Source organism: Nocardia sp. NPDC003999, from assembly GCF_053604885.1.
Window position 1 is genome coordinate 25,048 of sequence record NZ_JBSGIB010000033.1, and the last position, 20,727, is coordinate 45,774.

The window sequence follows — 20,727 nt, forward strand, 5'->3', positions numbered from 1 at the left end:
ACGGAACAGCTATGAGTACACAAGGTTTCATTCGGCTGGCCCGGATCGCCCCGCCGCGGCCGCCCGGCGGCGACGTGGTGCTCAACGCACCGCCGGAGATCACCGCGCCGGTGCCCGGCCCGCTGTGGCAGCGCCTGCTTCCGCTGGTCATGGTGGTCGCCATGGTCGGCATGATGGCGCTGATGTTCACCATGAGCGGCCGGTCGATGCTGACCAACCCCATGGCCATGATGTTTCCGATGATGATGCTGATGTCGATGGTCGGCATGTTCGCCGGTCGCACCGGTGGCGGTGGCAAGAAGGCCGCCGAGCTCAATGAGGAACGCAAGGACTATTTCCGCTACCTCGATCAATTGCGCCGTGACGTCCGCGGCACCGGCACTGCGCAGCGGGCGGCGTTGATCTGGAGCCACCCCCACCCGGTCGACCTGCACGCCCTGATCGGCACACGGCGGATGTGGGAACGCCGGCCCGGCGATTCCGACTTCGGGCATGTCCGGATCGGCGTCGGCAGCCATCGCATCGCCACCAAGCTGGCCAGGCCCGAGACCGGCCCGCTCGAAGACCTGGAACCGGTGGCGACGGTGGCGCTGCGCCGGTTCGTGCGCACTCACTCGGTCGTGCACGGCCTGCCGACCGCCATCTCGCTGCGCGCGTTCCCCGCGGTCAACATCGAAGGCCCGCGGGAGCACGGGCGCGCGCTGCTCCGGTCGATGCTGATGGAGCTGGCGACTTTTCACGGTCCGGACTTCATGATCTTCGCCATCGTCACCGCCGACCCCGATGCGGACGCCTGGCGTTGGGCGAAATGGCTTCCACACCTGCAACATCCGCGAGACCGCGACGGGATCGGCGCGGCGCGCATGGTTTACGAGTCGCTATCGGAGCTGGAGACCGCGTTGAGCGAGGACCTGCTCGAGCGCGGCCGGTTCCTGCGCAACGCACCGCCCACCGCGGGCCGGCTGCACGTGGTCGTCGTCATCGACGACGGCTATGTCAGCGGTTCCGAGCGCACGATCAGCGACGCGGGCCTCGACTCGGTCACCGTATTGGACCTGACCGCGCCACCAGCCGGGCTCGCGGTCCGGCGCGGCCTGCAATTGGTCGTCGACGAGGAGGTGATCGGCGCGCGCACCGGCGGGTCGGTGGAGAATTTCGCGGGTCCCGATCGGCTGAGCCCCGAGGTGGCCGCCACCTTCGCGCGCGCCATGGCTCGGTTCCGGATCGCCACCACCGCCCAGATCGTCAATCTCGGCGACGACGTCTCCGGCGATCCCGGTCTGATGTCGCTGCTGTCGATTCCCGACGCCGCGACGATCGACGCCGAGTCCGTGTGGCGGCCTCGATCCGCGCGCGAACGCCTCCGTGTTCCGATCGGCGTCACTCCCGACGGCACGCCCGTCGAGATCGACATCAAGGAATCCGCGGAAAGCGGCATGGGCCCGCACGGACTGTGTATCGGTGCCACAGGTTCGGGCAAGTCGGAGTTCCTGCGCACGCTGGTGTTGTCGATGGTGACCACCCATTCACCGGATCTGCTCAACCTCGTCCTGGTCGACTTCAAGGGCGGTGCGACCTTCCTCGGCCTCGACCCTCTCCCCCATGTTTCCGCGGTGATCACCAATCTCGAGGAAGAACTCTCGATGGTCGACCGCATGCGTGACGCTCTCGCCGGTGAATTGACGCGCCGGCAGGAACTGCTCCGAGCGACCGGGAACTTCGCCAACGTCACCGAATACGAGAAGGCGCGCACCAACGGAGCCCAGCTCGATCCGCTGCCCGCGCTGTTCATCATCGTCGACGAGTTCTCCGAATTGCTCTCGCAGAAACCAGATTTCGCGGAACTGTTCGTAATGATCGGCCGGCTCGGGCGATCGCTGCGGGTGCATCTCCTGCTGGCATCGCAGCGCCTCGAGGAGAACCGGCTGCGTGGTCTGGACTCGCACCTGTCCTACCGAATCGGCCTGCGCACCTTCTCCGCCGGCGAGTCCCGCCAGGTGCTCGGCATCACCGACGCCTATCACCTGCCCGGTCAACCCGGCGCCGGATATCTCAAGAGCGATTCCTCGGACCCGCTGCGGTTCAACGCGACCTACGTGTCGGGCACCTATGTGCCGCCCGCCGGTGACCGTGCCGTCGCCGAGGCGACCGGCACAGCGGGCGCGGTCGACCTCTTCACCGCCGCGGCCGTCGCGGTCCGCGCGGCGCAGCCGGTCCCGGTGGAACTGCCGGACCTGAGCGAACTGCTCGGCGAGACCGCGACCGAAGCCCCCGCCCCCACGCACGAGCAGTCACTGCTGCAGGTGGTGGTCGAGCGGTTGACCGGGCACGGCAGACCCGCGCACGAAGTCTGGCTGCCGCCGCTCGACATCTCGCCCACCGTGGATATGCTGCTGCCCGAACAGGATTGGCGTTCGGAGAGCAACCGCAACGGCAATCTGTGGTTGCCGATCGGCATCGTCGACAAGCCCTACGAGCAGCGGCGCGATGTCCTCACGATCGATCTCGCCGGCGCCCAGGGCAATATCGCGGTGGTCGGTGGGCCGCAGTCGGGCAAGTCGACCACCCTGCGCACCATCATCACGGCCGCGGCGGCCACCCACACCCCCGAGCAGGTGCAGTTCTACTGCCTCGATTTCGGTGGCGGCACATTGTCCGCGCTCACCGGTCTCCCGCACGTCGGGTCGGCGGCAGGTCGCCTCGAAGGCGACCGCGTCCGGCGGACAGTGGCCGAACTCAGCATGCTGTTGCGGCAGCGTGAACGCCGCTTTCTCGACCTCGGCATCGAGAACATGCGCGACTTCCGGAAACTGAAGGCGCGGCTCGCCCAGCTGCCCGAGGACGAACGCGCGGCGCACCCGCTCTCGGCCGACCTGTTCGGCGATGTCTTCCTCGTCATCGACGGCTGGGCGGCGTTCCGGGAGGATTTCGACATCGTCGAAGGCCAGGTGCTCGGTTTGGCCGCGCGCGGTCTGTCCTACGGCATCCACCTCGTGCTCGGCGCCAACCGGTGGGCCGAGATCCGGCCGGTGGTGAAGGACCAGATCGGCACCAGGATCGAACTGCGCCTCGGCGACCCGTCGGACTCGGAGATGGATCGCCGCGCGGCAGTGGGCGTTCCGATCAATCGCCCGGGCCGCGGCATGACTCCCGACAAACTGCACATGTTGATCGCGCTGCCCCGCCTCGACACCGACGTCGACCCGAGAACCCTCGCCGAGGGCGTCGTCGCGGCCAAGGAAGCCTTGGCGCGGGTCTATGGTGACCGCCACGCACCCCCCGTGCGCCAACTCCCGCTGGAACTGGACCGGGCGCAGGTGCTGGAAACCGCACGAGCGCAGGGCCTGCGCCTGGACAACAAGCGGGTCCTGATCGGACTGAGCGAATCGGAACTGGCGCCGATGGTGCTCGACTTCCAGGAGCAACCGCACCTGCTGGTCTTCGCCGACGTCGGGTGCGGCAAGACCACACTGCTGCGCAATATCGCGCAGGGAATCGTGGAGAATTGCAGCCCGAACGATGCCCGGGTCATTATGGTCGACTACCGCCGCACCATGCTCGGCGCCATCGATGGCCCGCACCTGGCCGGATATTCGACCTCGGCGCAAACCTCGGTCCCGACCCTCAAAGAGGTCGCGGGATTTGTGTCCCAGCGGATGCCGGGCGCCGACATCACCCCCACGCAGCTTCGGGAACGCAGCTGGTGGACCGGCCCGGAGGTCTATGTGATCGTCGACGACTACGACATGGTGGCGTCGAACAATCCGCTGCTGCCGCTGATCGATCTGCTCCCGCAGGCCCGCGATATCGGCCTGCATGTGGTGATCGCGCGGCGAGCCGGTGGCGCGTCGCGTGCGCTCTACGACAATGTCCTTGGCCCGCTCAAGGACATGTCGGTCGACGGCATTCTGATGAGCACCCCCAAGGACGAGGGTGTGCTGCTCGGTGACGTCCGCCCGGCGCAGTATCCGCCGGGCCGGGGCATGCTGGTGTCACGCACGCGTGGGCGCGAGCTCGTCCAGATCTGTCAGCTGCCCGCCCTGTGATCCGGTCCGATCGGAAAGGCCTGTGATGAACGAGCCGAGCGTCCCCGCGCACCTGCCGAGGATCGTGGCCGAGCGCGGCGATCGAGCTCCGGTCGTCGCGGTCGGCAGCGTGTGCATCGTCGTCGACGCGCGCATGGTCGATGCCGCGGGTCGCTACACGGTGGCGCCGGCTGATCTCCAGGTACTAGCCCTGGCCGCACTGCTCGCCCGGCCCGGCTTCACGCGCCGCGACGAACCGGTACCCGACCGGCTCCTGACGCCCGAGCAAATCGCCGAAATGCGCCGCCGATCCGACGCTTTCGAGGAATACCGGTTCTGAACGACGGTCGCTGAGCCGGCGCACACCCGCTCAGCGACCACACGCTCAGGTCGCGACCGCGACCGCCGCCTTGACCGCGCCGGCGAGCAGCCGCATCGATGCGGGAGCGCCGGGATTGATCAGGACATCGATGCCCTCCTCCGGCAGCGCCGCGGCGAGTTCGGCCATCGAGACCTCGGTCCAGCCTTCGACCTGCGCGTGCCTGCGGTGCTCGGGCGCCGAGGTCACCAGCACGCAGGGGATCTGATCCGGGGACGCCGCGACGACCGGATTGCCGTTCTCGTCGACCGCGACACCGACCACCGCACCGCGCAGGGTCGCCAGCAGCTGGCCCGGTTCGGCCCGCTTCTCCAGGACCAGCCGCAATGTCGCGTCGATCGGGTCGATGAACGACGCCTCGTCGGCGGGGCGATAGTCCGGATTGGGCTGGAATTCGCCTGCGGTGCCGTCGGTATCGACGAACCAGCCACCCAGCACCGCGTGTGCGGGCGGGCGATCGTCCTCGTCGGCGGGCTGCCAGCCCGGATCGATCAGGAACAGCCATTCCGCGTCGTTGTCGTTGCTCTGCTCGGTCATTGATGAGCCCTTCTCGGTCAGTCTTCTCAGCTGGATTCGGTCGAATCGGGGTGTGGCGGTGGGTGCCGGGTATGGTCGTGCCGGATCTGCTGGCCGTTGCGATAGGACATCCAGCCGGCATTGTGGCTCGCACCCAGCCAGCTGATCCGTATCGGCGGCCCCTCCTCCTTGTCGACCCGCAGGACATGAAAGTTGACGGTGCCAGTGCTCGCATGGACCGGGCGCCCCGGGAACACCCTGCCGAAGACCTCGGCGAAACTGGATCCCGCAACGCCCGCTGCCGCCTTGCATGCCATCAAGACGAACGATTTCGGCGTCTCCAGCGCGGCGGCGAGCCCGGAGGCAAGCGCGGCGCCGAAAGGGTGCGCGGACTGGACGATCGAGGCAAAGGTCCGCCCGTCGACGTCGATGGTCACCCCGGATCGCAGGTTGATTTCGAAGAGGTTCGCATCGGCGTGCGCACTGATATATACCGGTCCATTCTTCCCGTTCGCATAGTCGAGGGCCCACGGCGCACGGACGTTTTCGGTGCGCGACGACTCTTCACGCAGGATTCGTTGCACCACCACACTCAAATCGTCGTCGCCGTCGCGCATTCTGGTGACCACGTTGTGGAAATTCTCCGTCCGCGCCCACAACAGCTCGCCCGCGAGATGGTCTGGCTGATGAAAACTGACGCCGATCGTGTCGCCGTGGTGATCGAGCATCGGGTTGACGAGTACGTCCGCCCCGAAGAAGCCGATTACCCGGTGGTCGCTGGTCACCGCGAAGTACGGTTCCTCACCGAAAAATGCCTCCGTCGACCGCAACTGCTCGACCCAGTCGCCGATATCGGTGTCATTCGCCGTCTGTTCGACGAATGCCGCCCTGCCATCGGTGGCCGGAGCGTCGTACCTCGTCGCGGCGTGGTCGGTCGCGACGGCGTTCAGGTAGGACATCCACCCCGCGTTGTCGCCGACGGCCAGCAGGCCCACCCCGCGACCACTCTCCGCATGGACATCGACATCGCCGCGAGACCCGTAGATCCGGCGGTCGGGGAAAGTCTGGTGCAGTGCGGCCGAGAACTCCTCGCCCGCCGAGCCGTTCGCTACCGCACAAGCGATCATGACGACCGACCGCGACGGACCCGATGTCATTGCCGCCTGAAAGGTCGGCGACGCCTGCACGATGGCAGCGAAGGTCGTACCGTCGACGGCGATCGACCGCCCGGCGCGCGAGCGGACTTCGAAACCGCGGCTGTCGGCGTGCACCGAGATGTAGAACGGTCCCGGCTTGCCCTCCTGGTACTCGGCCACCCACGGAGCCGGGACGAACCGGTCCAACCCGATCCGATTCCGGTCACCGGCGAGCGCGGCGGACCCGGCCTCGCCCGGCCGAGTGCGGAAAACCATCCCGTGGCCGTTCGGCGCGTTCCCCCAGGTACGCAGCACCTCCAACTCGTCGGGCCCGTAAAGGAAGGTGATGCCCACCGTGCGGCCCTGCTGATCGAGGATCGGCTCCTGGATCAGATTCTTCGCACGGAACCGCACCACGGTGTGATCCGCGGTGCCGGACAACTTCTTTCCACCGCCCAGCTGTCCGAGTACACCGAGGTGCTTCTTCCAATCGATCGGATGCGAGACGTGCGCGACCGCGTGACCGTCGCCCTCGTCGGCGCCGGGCAACTCGACGCCGAGCAGTTCGGCTGCGTCGGCCGACTGTGCCGGTTCCGGTGCCTCCGAATGAGTTCCGACAAGATCGTCGACGCCAGGCGGGGCGAGCCGGTCGAGTCCGAACAGGCCGCGCGCACCCGGACCACAGATCGCGAGGGTGGCGAATTTGTTGAGATGCCGCAGTTCCACGTCCACCACCCCGTCGGCCTGGAAGGTGATTCCGGGCAGCGGAGGTTGTGCCGATCTGTTCGTGCCCCATGGGTTGCGCAGCCGCAACGCCACCGGGTTGCCGTCCTCATCTCGCTGCACGCCGAGTGCCGTGTAGCCGTGATTGCCCGCCAGGCCTGGGAATTGGACGGTGTCGTCGCGACCCCAGTTGCGCGTACCCAGCATCACCAGATCGCCTCGGCCCAAGGCGAAGTAGACGCGTTCGGCGATGTGCCTGCCGGTCTGCTGGTCCAGCTCACGGGTGCGCCAGGACGCCGCCCGGTCCACGGAATCGACGAGGCGCTCGATGTTCGAAGCCCAGCGCGTGCGCTGCTGCGGGCTCAACTCACGGTGCAGGAAGCGCCGGAACCCCTCGGTCGAGCCGGGGTTGTCCGGCCGGATCAGCCGGTAGAACTCACGCACGGCCGCCCACACGTCGTTCCCGTTGCCGGCCACCAGTGCCAGCACCTGCGCGCGATCCGCGTCCGCACCCATCGGATTCGCCTCGCGTGCGCGATGGTCGCGCACCCGACCTTCCCACTCGCCACGCAATGCGCAGACCGCGCGAGCGAACTCGTCATCGCTGCCGGCCAGGCTGCGGAGTTCGTCGATGTCCATCCGCATCGGATGATGGAAATAGGCATCGGTGACCGCCCGGGACGGCTGGAACCGCAAGCCGCCGGGCAGCGTGGCGGGCAGCATCGTCGCGGCGGTGGCGCCGGGACTGCCGCCGTCGAGTCCGGCGTAGCCGAATTCACCGACGAAGACCGCGTAGGCCTTCTCCAGGACCGCGGGCCACAACACCCCCAGGTCGGCCGCGTAGCGAGTGCTGTTGTCGCCGTTGACATAGAGATCCTTGGAGACCCGCACCCAAGCCGCGTCACCGTTCTTGTCGAAGAACCGGACGGCGACGGAGTCACCGAGATCGGTCATCATTTCGCGGAGCAAGGGCAGCGGGCTGCGGGCCAGCGCCATCATGTTGGCGGCCAGGAAGCAGTTGCCCAGCGCGCCCTGCCGCACGTCCGACACCCGGGGACCACTGATCTCATCCCAGAGGGGATTGTTCGACCGGCGCAGTTCGGGGACGAGTGGACCGAGGATGTCGCTGTCGAGGGTGTGCCAGGTAGCGGCCTTCGGACGCCCGAGCATCGTCCGGCTCGGATCCGGTGTCCCATCGGAATTGTGCGCGTGTTTCACCGCCACGACGGCACGCGGAGGTAGCCAGACCGGGGTGTCGCCGGACCCTTCGATTCCGATACCGGCACGGGCCAGGAAGTAGGTGGTCTCCCAGAAGAATGTGGCGGCATTCTCCTCGAATGCCTCGGCGAGCAACGTCTTACGGATCCGGATCGGACTGGCGTCGTGCTTCTGATCCAGCGGAACCAGCCCGATGTATTCGGCGCCGGTGCCGGGATGGCTGAATGTTCCCTGCACGGCGCGCCAGCCGCTGCCGACGTCGAGCCGGTGCGCGGTACCGAGTCCGTCGATCAGCACGCATCGATCGCCGCGAACGAACGCCTCGGCGGCCGGGGCGACGTGCAAAGGCAACGCCCCCAGGATTTCCGTGGTCGGTGGGTGATGCTCCGCCGTCGCAGCGGGTGGGCTCGGCGCCGTTGCCGTCGAGCCGGCGTCCGGGTCGGCGAACAGCGCGGCGAGTGCGTCATCGCCCCATTGGATCTCGGCGGTGTCGGCGAGCAAGCCCGCGCCCGGCGCCGGGTGCCGGGCATCCTCGGACATATCCTCGAGATCGGACAGTTCCTCGAGACCGGACCCGTCGCGCAGCCTGCGTCCGCGCACCGCGTGATCGAACGCGTCGTCGAACATGTTGCGGATCAGCCACTTCCACAGGCTAGCGGCGTTCGCGGCCGCTTCGGCGGAGGTTACCGCCTCGACCACCTCGGTGGCTTCCTGGTCCGAGGAAAAACGCAGCGGAGCGCTGAGCGTGCCACCGGTGGTCGATCCGGAGCCGACCACGCCACTCGAAGCGGCGGCCGGGCCTGAGTAGCGAGTGGACGCGTGCTCTGTTCGAGTGCCGTCGCTGTGCAATGTCACCCAACCGGCATTGCGGTCCGCCGCGAGCAGGCGATAGTCGACATTCGGCCGTGCCGTATAACGCATAGTCGACTGCCACACCGAGGTAGCGGCGGCATGAACCGGCACATGCGGGAAGTTCTGGTGTAGCGTGCGCGCGAACTTCGTCGCCGCCGAACCCTTCGCGGGTTTGCAGGCCAGCAGGACGATCGAGGTCGCCGCGCCGGTGCTCAGCGGGCCTCGCAGTCCCGGTGACCACTCGACGATCTTCGCGAACGTCGTACCGTTCACCTCGAGCGTGGTTCCGGTCCGAAGCCGGATCTCGAACGTGTTCGGACCCGCGTGGGCGGTGACGAAGACCGGTCGGTGTCCGGTCCGGGTGAACTCGGCAACCCACGGCGCGTCGACCACCTCCTGTCCGACCCTTTTCGGACCGTCGAAGGCTTGCTTCCCGGTCTGCCCCGGTTGGGTGCGCACCACCTTGTCGTGCCATTCCGTCGCTGCCGCCCAGCGTCGATTCGCGTCGAGTTCCAGATCGCGGTTCTGGAAGCAGACGCCGGTCAATGCTCCGGTCGAGCCGAACATCTCGTGCGCGACGACGTCGGCGTAGGTGAAATTGATCGGCAACTCGAAGGCGTTCTTGCCGTGCAGGACGTCCGGATCGTTGGATACCCGCCACGAGTTCAGATACGTGCGCCAGCCACTGCTCACCGCCGGGGTGACGAGTGCCCCGGACTCCGCGGTGGTGTCGGCCACCGTCTCCTCGGCAACCTCGGGCACCACGCCGGTCGGCGTCCCCGTAGACCGCCCGGGTGACCCACTCACCGCGGCGGACGCATGCTTGATCGTGTTCTGCTGCACCACCTTCGCGCCATCGGGACCGATGGTGACCCAGCCCCGGTTGTCGTTGACACCGAGAGTGGCGATGGTCTTCTGCGCCTTCTTGACGCCGACCCGCACCACGCCCGCGCCCGCGTGCACCGGGGCGGTGGGCAGCAGATCGCGCATCGCCAGGGCGAAATCGGTCGCCGCCGTCCGCTTGCCCGCCTTGCACGAGATCAGCACCAGCGACCGGTCCGTCGCCTGACCACCTGGCCCCAGCGCCTCCCGGAAGTCCTCGGCGGCCTTCACGATCTTGGCGTAGTTGGCACCGTCGACCCGCACCGATCGAGTCGACTCCTGCTTCGTCCCCTTCTTCCAGATGATCTCCACCATGAACCCCTTCGAGTCCGCGTGCGCGTCGATATAGACCGGACCCGGACCGTTCTGGGCATAGTCGGTCTTCCATGGCGCGTCGACGAAATTTTCGCCGAATTCCAAGCGCCGCTTGGTGACCTGGTCCACGGCCTGACCGGTATCGGTCAGCACCACACTGTCCTGCCCGGATGCCGCGCGCGCCCACTTGATCGCCTCGCGCTGCCCCTCCGACTCGAGGACGAACGACACTCCGATCGTGGTGCCGTTCTTGTCGAGCAGGGCTCGGGTGAGTACGTCCGAGACATCGAACTCGGTGTGCCGCTTGCTCGCGCCGCGCACGCCTTCCGCGGTGGTCGTCGTCAGGGGCGAGCTCACCGGTGGATCGAGGACTTCTTTCCATTGCCGCACGATCGGATTGCGGCTGGAACCCAGTGAATTCGACCCTGCGAGCTCGGTGGCGGCGGTGGTCGACGATCCGGTCGCACCGGTGGGATAGCGGGTGCCGGCGTGCTCGACCCGGGTGCCGTCGCTGTGCAAACTCACCCACCCGGCATTGTTGTCGGCGGCGAGGTAGCGGTAACGAACAGTGGGCACGGCCGGGTTCCGCCAGTTGGAGATCCAGACCGCGCTGGCGGCGGCGTGCACCGGCGCGGCCGGAAACCTCTGGTGCAGCGTAGCCGCGAAGTCGGTGGCCGCCGAACCTTTCGCAGGCTCACACGCGACCAGCACGACCGAGCTCGGACCGCCGGCGGCGCGCGCGGCTTCCAGCGCCGGGGACTGCTCGACGAGCTTGGCGAATGTAGCGCCGCTCACCTCGAGCGTCGTTCCGGTTCGCAGCCGGATCTCGAAGGCGTTCGGACCAGCGTGGGCGTTGACGAAAATCGGTTCCCGGCCGACCCCGCCGTATTCGGCCGCCCACGGCGCCGCGACGACCTCGTGCCCGACCCTGGTCTGACCAGCGAAGACATCCTTGCCGGTTTGACCGGGCCGGGTACGCACCACCTTGTCGTGCCACTGTTGCGCACCCGCCCAGCGCTCGGCCCCCTCGATCTCCGACTCGACGTGCTTGTAACTGACCCCGATCGGCGTCCCCGCCGGTCCGATCAGGTCCTGGGTCACCACGTCGGCGTAGGTGAAATTGACCGTCACGCCCAGGAAGTTCTTGCCGTGCAGCGCATTCGGATCATCGGATGCGCGCGACGAGTTGAGATAGGTCTTCCATCCGCTGCTGATCGCGTGGTCCGCCTGCCCTGGCTTGTTCACTATCGGCGGGGCCGTGTGCGGGAGTACCTTCCAGGGAATTCCGGCTGCATGGAGCTGATCCCGCAGGGCTGATTCCGGCTCCCACTTGAAGACCACATGATCGATGTCGGCACTGGTGACGCCACCGTGCACCTGCGCCTCCACATACCCCCACTTCCGGAAGTCCGGATGCGTCAGGTCTCGCCGCAGACCGACATGGGCGGCCGGCAGGCCGGGCCTGCGGGGCGGGTAGACGCCGAAGGACTCCGGTGCGGGATCCTCGAGGCTCGAAGGATAGACATTTTGCTTATGCTCGATGGAATCTCCCACGCACACCGTCGTGCGGGCCCGCACTGCGGACTTCAGGACCACCACGGCGTCGCCGTAGACATTCAATCGTTCGTCGTTCAGCTCGCCGACCGGCTGTTCACCGCCGACGCGAACGTACCCGTAGACGGCCCGCTTATCGATCGGATGGTCATTCACGTCATGGCCGAACCAGCGGGCTTCGAGCAGCGCTCGGTCATTCATTCCGGTGTCGGTGTCGCCCAGATCGAATATCGTTTTGAACCGGCCATCCCGCAGTACTTCCAGCAGCGACTCCTCGAAGATCCGCACGGCGATATCTTTGCCCGCGAGCGCCGCGACCAGCTCGGCCTTCATCTCCGCGCGCGCCGTATCAAGCGAAATCTCGTGCTCGGCAGCAAGTTTCGCCGTGTGCCGATCGATGCTCCCCAGCTGTTTCGCGCGTGCCACAGCGATGGTGCGCTGCTCCTCCGGCAGTGTCGCGAAGTGATTCTCCAACTCGTCGTGCAATGCCTTCCGCTGCGCCGTCAACTTGTCACGCAGTGCGGAATCGTTGCGACTGGCTGCGATCTCGTCGGTCAGCTCCGCGAGCCGCTCGCCCAGCACACGACTCCGCGGGTCCGCGAACACTACCGCCGGCGCGGGTACGTGGCCGTTGACAATCGCCGCTTCGGGGACATCGTCACGCTGGAGCGGGCCGGTCGCCCGGCGTGGCGTCACGCCGATCCGATTCGCGTCCACGGACAACCAGCCGACAGTCGACCCGCCGTACAGCGTGAACTTGGTCGAGTCGAGCGGATCAGGACGTCCGTAGACGGACCCGGCGGGCAACATCGACGTTGTCCCGGCGGTGACGACATGCGCCCCCGTCGCCGTCGAGCTCACCACCACCGTGCCGTCATCGCGCGTCCGGGTGGTGAAAAGCTCAGCCACCAGTGCGCTGTCGAGCACCACCGGACCGGAGTCCGGATGTTCGATCTCGTGCACGAGGTTCTGCTCGTGCGAATAGGTCCGCACCACCGGCATTTCCTCGGTCCCGAACGCGACCAGATGCCCAGTTGTATCGGCTACGAACAGGCCCGGGAAGTCGACGACGGCGAGCGGCGCCGGCGGACCGAACTGATCGTCGCCGAACAGCTGCGGCAGTTCGGTACCGCTCAGGTCGTCCGAAAGCGAACCGGTAGCCGACTCAGAGACATCGGCATCCTGCTGCCCGAGGTCCGCCCGCTGCTCGTGTATCGGCGACGGGATATCCAGGTCCCGTGCGGATGTGTGTGCTGCCACGCTCGCGGGGACGGCGGTCGGCGGCAGCACCGTGCGGCCCATCCGCCGTGCGGCGTTTTCCGCTTGCAGGTGCGACGCCGCGGCCCGCACCGCGGCCTCGGCGGCTTCGCGTTCGGCCGTCGCCGCCCGGTGCGCGTCCTCCGCGATGGTGTAGTCGCCGAGGGCCGCGTCCCGGACCGTGCGGGTTTGCACGGTGCGACGCAGGTCATCGGCATGCTCCGCGCGGTCCTTTGTGGCCAACGCCTCATCGAGCCGGACGGTCGCGTTCTCATGGCTGGTGACCGCGTCGGTGTAGCGGATTATGGTCTGGGCGTGGTGCGGAGCGGTGGCGAACAGCGCGTCGTCGGCGGCCAGGAAGTATTCGACACTGCCCTGCTGGCCGTTGCGCGCGGCGCGGTTCTCGGCCTGGATATCGATGTCACGCACATCCGACTTGCCCGAAATGCTGACATGCAGGCCACCGGCCGCGTTGACGGCGTCGCTGATCTCGATATCGACGCCACGGCCGCCTTGACGGTTGATGATCAGGATCTTGCCGAGCTGCCCCGCCTTGTCGAAGATCGCTTTCAGGTCGGCTTCCGCGGTGGGGCCCCGGTCCGCGAACCACCGGGCATCGACGACCTCGTGCGGAATATTCGCGAGCTTCAACCGGGCCGAGATCTCGGCGACCTCACTGTTGCGGTTGGTGATCACCAGTTCGGGACGCGCCCGGGCACCGTGCCGACCGATGAGTTTGTCGGCGATCGCATCATGCTTGGCCGACTGGTTCGGAGCCAGATTCGCCTCGAGAGTGTCCAGTTTCGATTCCGTGAAGCGCGGAACCGTGACTACCGGCTTCATCCCGTAGTTGTCGACCAGGTGGCCGGACACCCCCTCGGCCGTGCCCGAAGCACCCGAGAGCCATTCGTACCGCTCCGCGAGCATGGTCTTGGCGGTGAGGCTTTGTGAAGACACCGAGTCGCCCCGGATCGTGATCCCGTGCTTGGCCTCGATCGCCTGAGCCAGACCGCCGTTCCACCGGCTCTCGGTCGAGGTCGCCGGATCGAACATCACCTTGTGGGTGGTTTGGTCGATGATGTAGACCTTGTCGACGCCGTCGCCACCTCGGTGCACGATGTAGTGGTCGTTCTCGACGAACTCCCAGTGCGCCGATGCGGCGGAATTCACCCGGTCGATCTGGACGGCGAGGTCGTCGGGGCTCGCGCCGGGATCCTCCTCGGCGAGCAGTCCTCTGACCTTCTCGGCGCCTTCGGCGTTGAGCTTCGCCGGGCCGCCGACCTGCCCGTCCGTCCGATCGAAGTCCGCGGGGCTCAGATCCCCGGAAGCAAGCCGATTGTCGAGGAAGTGCCGAGCCGCCATGATGCGGGAGGCGATATGCGGATCCGCGGCCAGGCTGGGGCCGTCGGAGATGATCCAGGTGGTGTCGGCGTAGTACAGCGCCTCGTCGAGCTCGTCGATGACGGCGATATCCCCGCGCATGAACTTGCCGCGGAGTTGCCCGAATGCCGCATCGTCGAGGGTGCCGATATAGATAGTCGGCTTCGCCGGATCGAGGCCGGTCTCGTCGGCGCCGTTCGGATTCATCCTGATCACGTTGAACACGTCCGGACCGAGCACCCCGAGAACCTGTTTGTACAGATTGACCGCGTCGTTGGCCAGAGTGTCGCGAGTGGTGAAAACGTGCACCGAGTCACCGGCGGCGGCCTTCAGAATCGAATCGGCGAGGAAGACGAACGTCTTACCCTCGCCCGCGTCCATATTGATGGGGCCCTCGCGCATTCCCATCGTGCCCATGACCTGGGTCCAGCGCAGGACCTTGCCCGGCGCCACCTCCGCACCGTCGTCGTCGAACTTCGTTGTCCCCCGCCGGATGGTTTCGACGGCGGCGGTCACCGCGCGGTGATATTTCGCAGCGCTTTCCGCGTCGCGCGCATCGTGGTGGACGCTGCCTCGCAGCGCCTCCCGCAGGTCCTCAGGTGTGGCGTTCTCCCAATCTTCACGCCTGTACATCCGGGTGATGTCTTCGGCTTCCCGGAGGAAGTCCCGCTGCGGCTCATCGGAGACGGCACGGGTGACCGGCTCGGGCAGCTCAGTCGAATCAATCTCTGTCGCAGACGTCTTTCGCGAAGTCAGCGTCGGTTCGACGGCCTGCGTCCACCCCTCGCGATCGGAATCGGTGTACTTGCGTCCCTGCTGGTCGTAATGGGCCAGGTCGCCGTAGATCCCGAGCTTTTCCAGCGCGGCTTTCACCCGAGTCGGCGAGGGCTGGTAGGCACCTGCCCAGTCGTGCACCGCGACCATTTTCCCGTTGACGAATTGCGCTTGGAAAGCCACGTAGACGCCCGCGTTGTGGAATTGCTCGTGGTGCATGTTCTTGCCGACGTACCAGTTGCCGTCATGGTCGCCGACCACGGTCCGCATCGCGGGCGCGGATATTTCGGCCCAGCGCTTCAGAATCGGGCCCTGGCGCGGCACCTCGATCGTCGTGGCGCCCTTGCGCGGGATCACGTCCGATCCGGGATCCGGCTTACCGTTGGATTCCGGATCGGAGGCTTTGGACCAGAGGCCGTCCTTGTCGATCGTGTACCGGTGATCGGGCAGCTCGTCGGTGTTGAACCGGAACACACCCCGGGAGTTCCGTTCGTCGTAACCGCGGACGCCGCCGCCCGCGCCCTCGCCGAGATCGTCGGCGCCGGCCGTCTTCTTCTGGCCGAAGCCAGGGCGCATCGGCAAGTCGCCGTCCTGGAATGGCCGGAACAGCTCCCGGCCTTCGTGCGGGGACTTGTTGCCACGGAGCATCTGCATTGTCTGCTCGAAGCCCAGGACTTCCCGGATGAAGGCCTTGCCGCCCGGCCAGGCCGGATCGAGCAGCGATGTCTCGACCAGCCGCCAGCGCAGGCCGGTGGCCTCGTCGATCCTTCCGACGAGAGCCAGGTCGTCGCTGACGCCTTTTATGCCTTTGGCGCCCGCGCGGGCCCGCGGTTCGGCCACGGGCGCGGCCGAGGTTTCGCGCGCCGGAGCCTTCTCCCCTTTGTCGCCCTGGGGATTCGGAGCACCGGCTGGTTCCTTGACCGGCGTTGTCTTGTCGGATGCCGCGGCCGAATTCTCAAGGGTCGGCCGGGTTCCCTGCGTAGCGTCCGGCCGGTTCAGGGACACCGAATTCATCTCGGGTTGCGCGGATTCCGCACGCCGCTGGACCGGGTTCGACGGCACCTCGTCCGGCTTGGTCGCGACGGTCGAGTCGGCTTGTTTCGCTTGAATGGACTCCGGAGCATCGAATGCGCCACCCGCCCGCGGTTGCGCACGCGCCGAGTGGTCACCGGATACGTCGTGCTCCGGTGCCGTCGGCACGTTGTCCCGGCTTGCAACAACTTTGGTGTCCGCGCCACGTTGCGCGGATGGCGACGAACTCGTGGACTTGTCCCCGCCGGTGGCGTTCGACGCCGCCTGCTGGGATGCGGTTGCCGCGTTGTGTGGCTGCGGTACGAGCTGACCGCCGTCGAGCTGCTGCGACGCGGGCCCGGCCGTCTCGGAAGACTGCCGTTGTGCAGTCGATTCCGATTGTTCATGGTTCGCCAGCGCGTGACCGGTGTTCGGTGCGGAAGAGTCGTCACCACCCGATTTCGCGGACGACGACTGCTGCGACAGGTTGTCCTCGGCGGTGTTCCGGTGCGTTGAGCTCACGATCGAGTCATCGGTCTGGTCACCGCCCTGGTTGGATGCCGAGGACCCACTGCGGTGTTCGGACAGCGATTCGTTCGGCTGCGCGCCACTCCCTCTCCCCGCGTTGCCATTCGGCGAGTCCGAAGCGCTCTTGGGTGCAGCCGCGGGCCCGGTATCCGAGGCCGAGGGCGGCACTTCGGTCGGTGGTGTCGATCCGGCCGGACTGCGCGGGCCGCCGACGGGATCGACGTGCACTTTGCCGGCGCCGGCGCCACGCCAACGTCCCGCGCCGGAGCTGAACGCGCCCGCGGCACCGGCGCCGAGCATCCTCGGGTCCAGTTCGAATTCGCCACCGTTGATGACCTGGTTGGCGATGCCACCGCCGATCATTCCGCCGACACCACCGGCGCCGCCCTCGACGGCGCCGCGCATGAGCTGCTGGAACCTGCTGTCGAATTGCGAACGGGTGATCTTTCCGCCCAGGAGCTTGAACAGATCACCACCGAGCTTGCCGAACATCGCGCCGAACGCACCACCCAGCGCGCCGCCCAGCGCCGCGAACCACAAATCCTTACCGTTGACACCGTCGCGATGTCCGGCCGCCATCTGTCCCAGCTGGATCAGGAGCGTCAGAATCACCTGCTGCCCCATGGCTTTCAGCGCGGCGACGAGCATCTGCCGCAACAGCTGCTTCAGATATTGGAAGACAATGCGGTACCACCCGATCAACGCCGCCTGCGTCGGGCCGGCGGTCGGCGGGAACAGCCACGCGAGCGCGATCTCGTAGACCAGCTGTACGAGGCCGACGATGATCATGATCTTGTTCTGTTGAATCGCGCAACCGACCTGATCGCACGAATCAGCGAGCTGACCGAGCGATTTGGCGATAGCTTGCAACGAGGCCTGATCCGACTCATCGGTGAGGTTCCGCAGGGTGCGCGACATGGCCGAACCCGAACCGGCCGACGGATACGCCGAGAGGATATCGTCCACCGCGTCTTCGATAGTCGAGACCAGCCCGGTCAATCCCGCCGAGGCTTCCGACCAGGCGTCGGCGAGGGCGAACATGCCGTTCTCGCTGCCCTCCGGCCAAGCGCTACCGGCGACCCAGCTCAACCACCGCAGGTCCTCGGGCAGGTTGATATCGGATTGCCGTACCGCATCGGGAATCGACATCACCGGCCGCCGTCTCGCGGACCGAGCCCATGCCACGGGTCGGCAGCGTCGGGCTCGGGCTCGAACTGCTCCTCGACCGGCGGCTCACGACGCTCTTGCCGCTTCTCCTTGCCAGAGACCGACTGACCACTACTCCCCATCGCGGGCGTCCCCGGCATCCCCGGCATCGCGGCCTGGGGCAGTACGCCCGCACGCGACTGGGCGCCGATGCCACCGGCTTTCGGCACCAGCTTCTCCCCGTCATAGGCCGCCCCGAGCACCCGCGGCAGCGGCGCCGACGGAATGCCTCCACCCTTGCCGCCGGTCGCCGGACCACCGGTCTTGTCAACTGGCACACCCGTTCCCGGATCGGTCGCGCGGTACACGTTCGGACCGAGAGCACCGGGGAGCGCGGGCGCGCCGGGGTGTGCCGGGACGCCGCCGAGCGTCGGTCCCGGCATCGGGAGTGCGTCGATCGGGGTCGAGGAGGAAGCCTCTACGCTCAGTGGCGTGGCAGGATCGGGAGTACCGGTAGCCGCGAGATTCGGCGTGGAAGGCCCGTTCGGCCGGTCGGCATCCGGGTCACCGGCCGAGGAGCCAGCGGGATCAGAACCACCGCCGGTGGATCCACCCGAATTCTGTCCGCCTCCATTGCCGGACTGCTGGTCCTGATCACCCGGCCGCGGGCTGGACGGGTTGTTGTTTCCGGTGTTCTTGCCGAAGTTCGGATCGGAGCTGAGCGGGCCCTTGTACGGACCGGGGTCGCCACTGGCGTTCTCGTCTACGTAGTTCTTCAGAATCCACTGGGCGTAGAGGTCCTCGCCCGCGGCGAATGCTCTGCCCGCCTGCTCGATTGTGGTGCCATAGTTGACCAGTAGCTGTCCGAAGATCGGAATCGCCCCGGTGGCGTCCGATTCCCGACTCGCGTTGCCCACCAGCGCTTCGGCCGATGCCGAATAGCCTGTCGCGCCCTCGGCGAACTGTTTACCGAACTCGTCCGCCCCCCATGGACTTCCCAGCCGCTGCAAGGAGTCGCTCAGTGTGCTGAGAATGTCGAACAGACCCTTCGGCGCGCTCGGCAGTTCGGCGAGCCGCTTACCCTTGTCGATCAGATCCTGCGGGTCGACCTTGATCGGGTCGCCACCGGAGTTGTAATTGGCCCGGCCGCCGTAGGGGTTCGAACCGCTGTTGGGCTTGCCGCCAATGTTCGGGTTCCCACCGCTCGGGCGGTTGTTGACCGGTGGGCCGCCGCTCGGCCCCGCACCGCCGCCTTTCGGCGCGGGCTTCCCCGAGCCGCCCTTGCCGGACCCGCCTCCTGGCGCCGGGGCGCGATCGTCCCTGTCGCCCTTCGGATTCTTCTCGTCTTCATCTTTCTTATCTTTGTCGTCCTTATCCGCGTCCTTGACGCGCTTTCCGTCTTCGGGCTTGCCTTCGCCATCGAGATCCCAGGGCAACCCCGACGATTGCCAGACCTCACCCAGATCCAAGAACGACAACCCCGCCGGCAACCCGAACCGCCCCGACTCACCGAACAGCGAAAGGAACGGGTTGCTACCGGCGTCAGGGTTAGGTGCCACAAGGCGATCGTGCCGTCGCCCTCGTGTCGCTCGCGCGGCGCGCCGACGGAGTTCACCAAACCTTCAGGCGTTCACCCGGATGTAAGGTTCGGCGCGACCGCAGCCGGAAAGCTGGCCGTGACGACCAGACCGCACGGTTCGGCTACGTCGACGAAGAACAATCCCCCGTACTGGGCCGCCATGGTCGCCGCGATCGGCAGGCCGAGACCGGAACCGCCGGCCGTCGCCTGGGCTCCGCGAAAGAATCGAGTGGTCAGCTGATCGAGCTCATCGGGTGACACCCCGACACCGTCGTCGCGGACCGACACGATCACCGACTCGCATTCTTGGCTGACGGTGATCGCGGTATGGGCATCTCGGCCCGCGTAGCGTACGGAGTTACTCAGCGCGACATCGAGAATCTGGGCGAGCACACTCGCCGGAACACCCGCTTCGGCAACCTCGGTAGTCGCGTCGAGGGTGAGGGTCATGTCGGCGCGCTGGAACGCGGCATGCCACGCGTCCACTCGATCCCGTGCCACCGCTACCGCGTCACAGTCCGACGTGTTCGAGCGCGCGGCGGCGTGTCCGGGCGCGGCATCGGCCACCGCCGAGGCCAGCAAGCCGTCCAGCAACTCCGTGAGCCGGTCCACTTCGCTCACCACACCGGCGAAGGTGGCCGACGCGTGATCCTGGGCGATCATCGGCTGTAAGGCCTGCAACCGAACCGCGAGCGCGGCCAGTGGATTTCGCAGCGAATGCGCCGTATCGACCACCAGTTTTCGCTCGGCCGCGGCCAGGTCGGCGACGGCTCGGGTAATCGACGCGACACCGACCGCGAGTTCGACGATCTCCCGCGGCCCCCGGCCTCTGGACCGGGGACCCCCCGGCTCCGCGCGCCGCACCGGCAAGGTCGAGGTCAGCGCGTCGACATCGCGGCGCAGCTTGGACACCGGTCGCAGGATCCACCCTGATACCCCGAGCGCCACGCCGCCGAACGCCAGCAGGGCGGTGGCGGTCACGCAGGCGAGTTGAATCCAACTGTCGGTGATACCACGGCGAGTCGCCGAGGTCGAGATCGCGATGACGACCACACCGCCGGCTTGCTGCGAGGTTCCGATGGGCTGGCCGACCACCATCGGGTGCGTACTCCACGGATACAGCGTCTCCGGCGGGATGAACCGGTGTGCGTTGTTCGATACCTCGATGACCCGTGGGTCGGCGCGGTTCACCCCGACATCGACCATCACCGTGCCGCTGCCCGCGATCACCAGGACACCGTTGCCGGTCTGCTCGAAATAGCTCTGCGCCTCCCCCTCGAGGCGTGCCGGATCAACCGACGCCGTCGCCGCGAACTGGTTGGCGACCTGGATCCGATCGATCACCATCGCCTGGGTCCGGCTCGACGCCAACTCCATCCCGATCCCGATCGCGAAGCAGATCATGCAGATCGCCGCCAGCAAGGTGAATACACTGACCAACCGAACGCGCAT

General features: G+C 67.1%; 6 protein-coding genes. 2 read left to right on the plus strand and 4 right to left on the minus strand.

What is annotated here, in order from left to right:
• The first annotated feature begins 11 nt into the window (after nucleotides 1-11).
• Together eccCa and ACWESM_RS34925 are read left to right on the plus strand one after the other, a co-directional pair.
• A complete protein-coding gene (eccCa, locus tag ACWESM_RS34920; protein WP_452495403.1) occupies nucleotides 12-4,046 on the plus strand; it encodes a type VII secretion protein EccCa in 4,035 nt (1,344 codons plus the stop codon).
• A 25-nt stretch (nucleotides 4,047-4,071) separates the two neighbouring features.
• Nucleotides 4,072-4,365, plus strand: coding sequence for a hypothetical protein (locus ACWESM_RS34925; RefSeq protein WP_452495405.1), 294 nt, complete (start codon nucleotides 4,072-4,074; stop codon nucleotides 4,363-4,365).
• A 45-nt stretch (nucleotides 4,366-4,410) separates the two neighbouring features.
• Here ACWESM_RS34925 and ACWESM_RS34930 read toward each other — a convergent pair whose 3' ends face one another.
• The 4 genes from ACWESM_RS34930 to ACWESM_RS34945 all read right to left on the minus strand — a co-directional run bounded on the left by ACWESM_RS34930 (nucleotide 4,411) and on the right by ACWESM_RS34945 (nucleotide 20,727).
• The gene (locus ACWESM_RS34930; protein WP_397280984.1) at nucleotides 4,411-4,941 is read right to left on the minus strand and encodes a type VII secretion system-associated protein; all 531 of its coding nucleotides are present in this window, start codon (nucleotides 4,939-4,941) and stop codon (nucleotides 4,411-4,413) included.
• A gap of 26 nt (nucleotides 4,942-4,967) precedes the next feature.
• A complete protein-coding gene (locus ACWESM_RS34935) occupies nucleotides 4,968-17,699 on the minus strand; it encodes a WXG100-like domain-containing protein (RefSeq protein WP_452495407.1) in 12,732 nt (4,243 codons plus the stop codon).
• The gene (locus tag ACWESM_RS34940) at nucleotides 17,699-19,255 is read right to left on the minus strand and encodes a hypothetical protein (protein ID WP_452495408.1); all 1,557 of its coding nucleotides are present in this window, start codon (nucleotides 19,253-19,255) and stop codon (nucleotides 17,699-17,701) included. Before ACWESM_RS34940 ends, ACWESM_RS34935 begins: the two co-directional genes overlap by 1 nt.
• Nucleotides 19,256-19,326: 71 nt before the next feature.
• On the minus strand, nucleotides 19,327-20,727 hold the full coding sequence (locus ACWESM_RS34945) for a sensor histidine kinase (protein ID WP_452495410.1): 1,401 nt from the start codon (nucleotides 20,725-20,727) through the stop codon (nucleotides 19,327-19,329).

What these genes read in the sequence shown, in the direction of transcription:
- eccCa (WP_452495403.1), top strand. Translation starts at nt 12, where the DNA reads ATGAGTACACAAGGTTTCATTCGGCTGGCCCGGATCGCCCCGCCGCGG.
- ACWESM_RS34925 (WP_452495405.1), top strand. Translation starts at nt 4,072, where the DNA reads ATGAACGAGCCGAGCGTCCCCGCGCACCTGCCGAGGATCGTGGCCGAG.
- ACWESM_RS34930 (WP_397280984.1), bottom strand. Translation starts at nt 4,941, where the DNA reads ATGACCGAGCAGAGCAACGACAACGACGCGGAATGGCTGTTCCTGATC.
- ACWESM_RS34935 (WP_452495407.1), bottom strand. Translation starts at nt 17,699, where the DNA reads ATGTCGATTCCCGATGCGGTACGGCAATCCGATATCAACCTGCCCGAG.
- ACWESM_RS34945 (WP_452495410.1), bottom strand. Translation starts at nt 20,727, where the DNA reads ATGCGCGTTCGGTTGGTCAGTGTATTCACCTTGCTGGCGGCGATCTGC.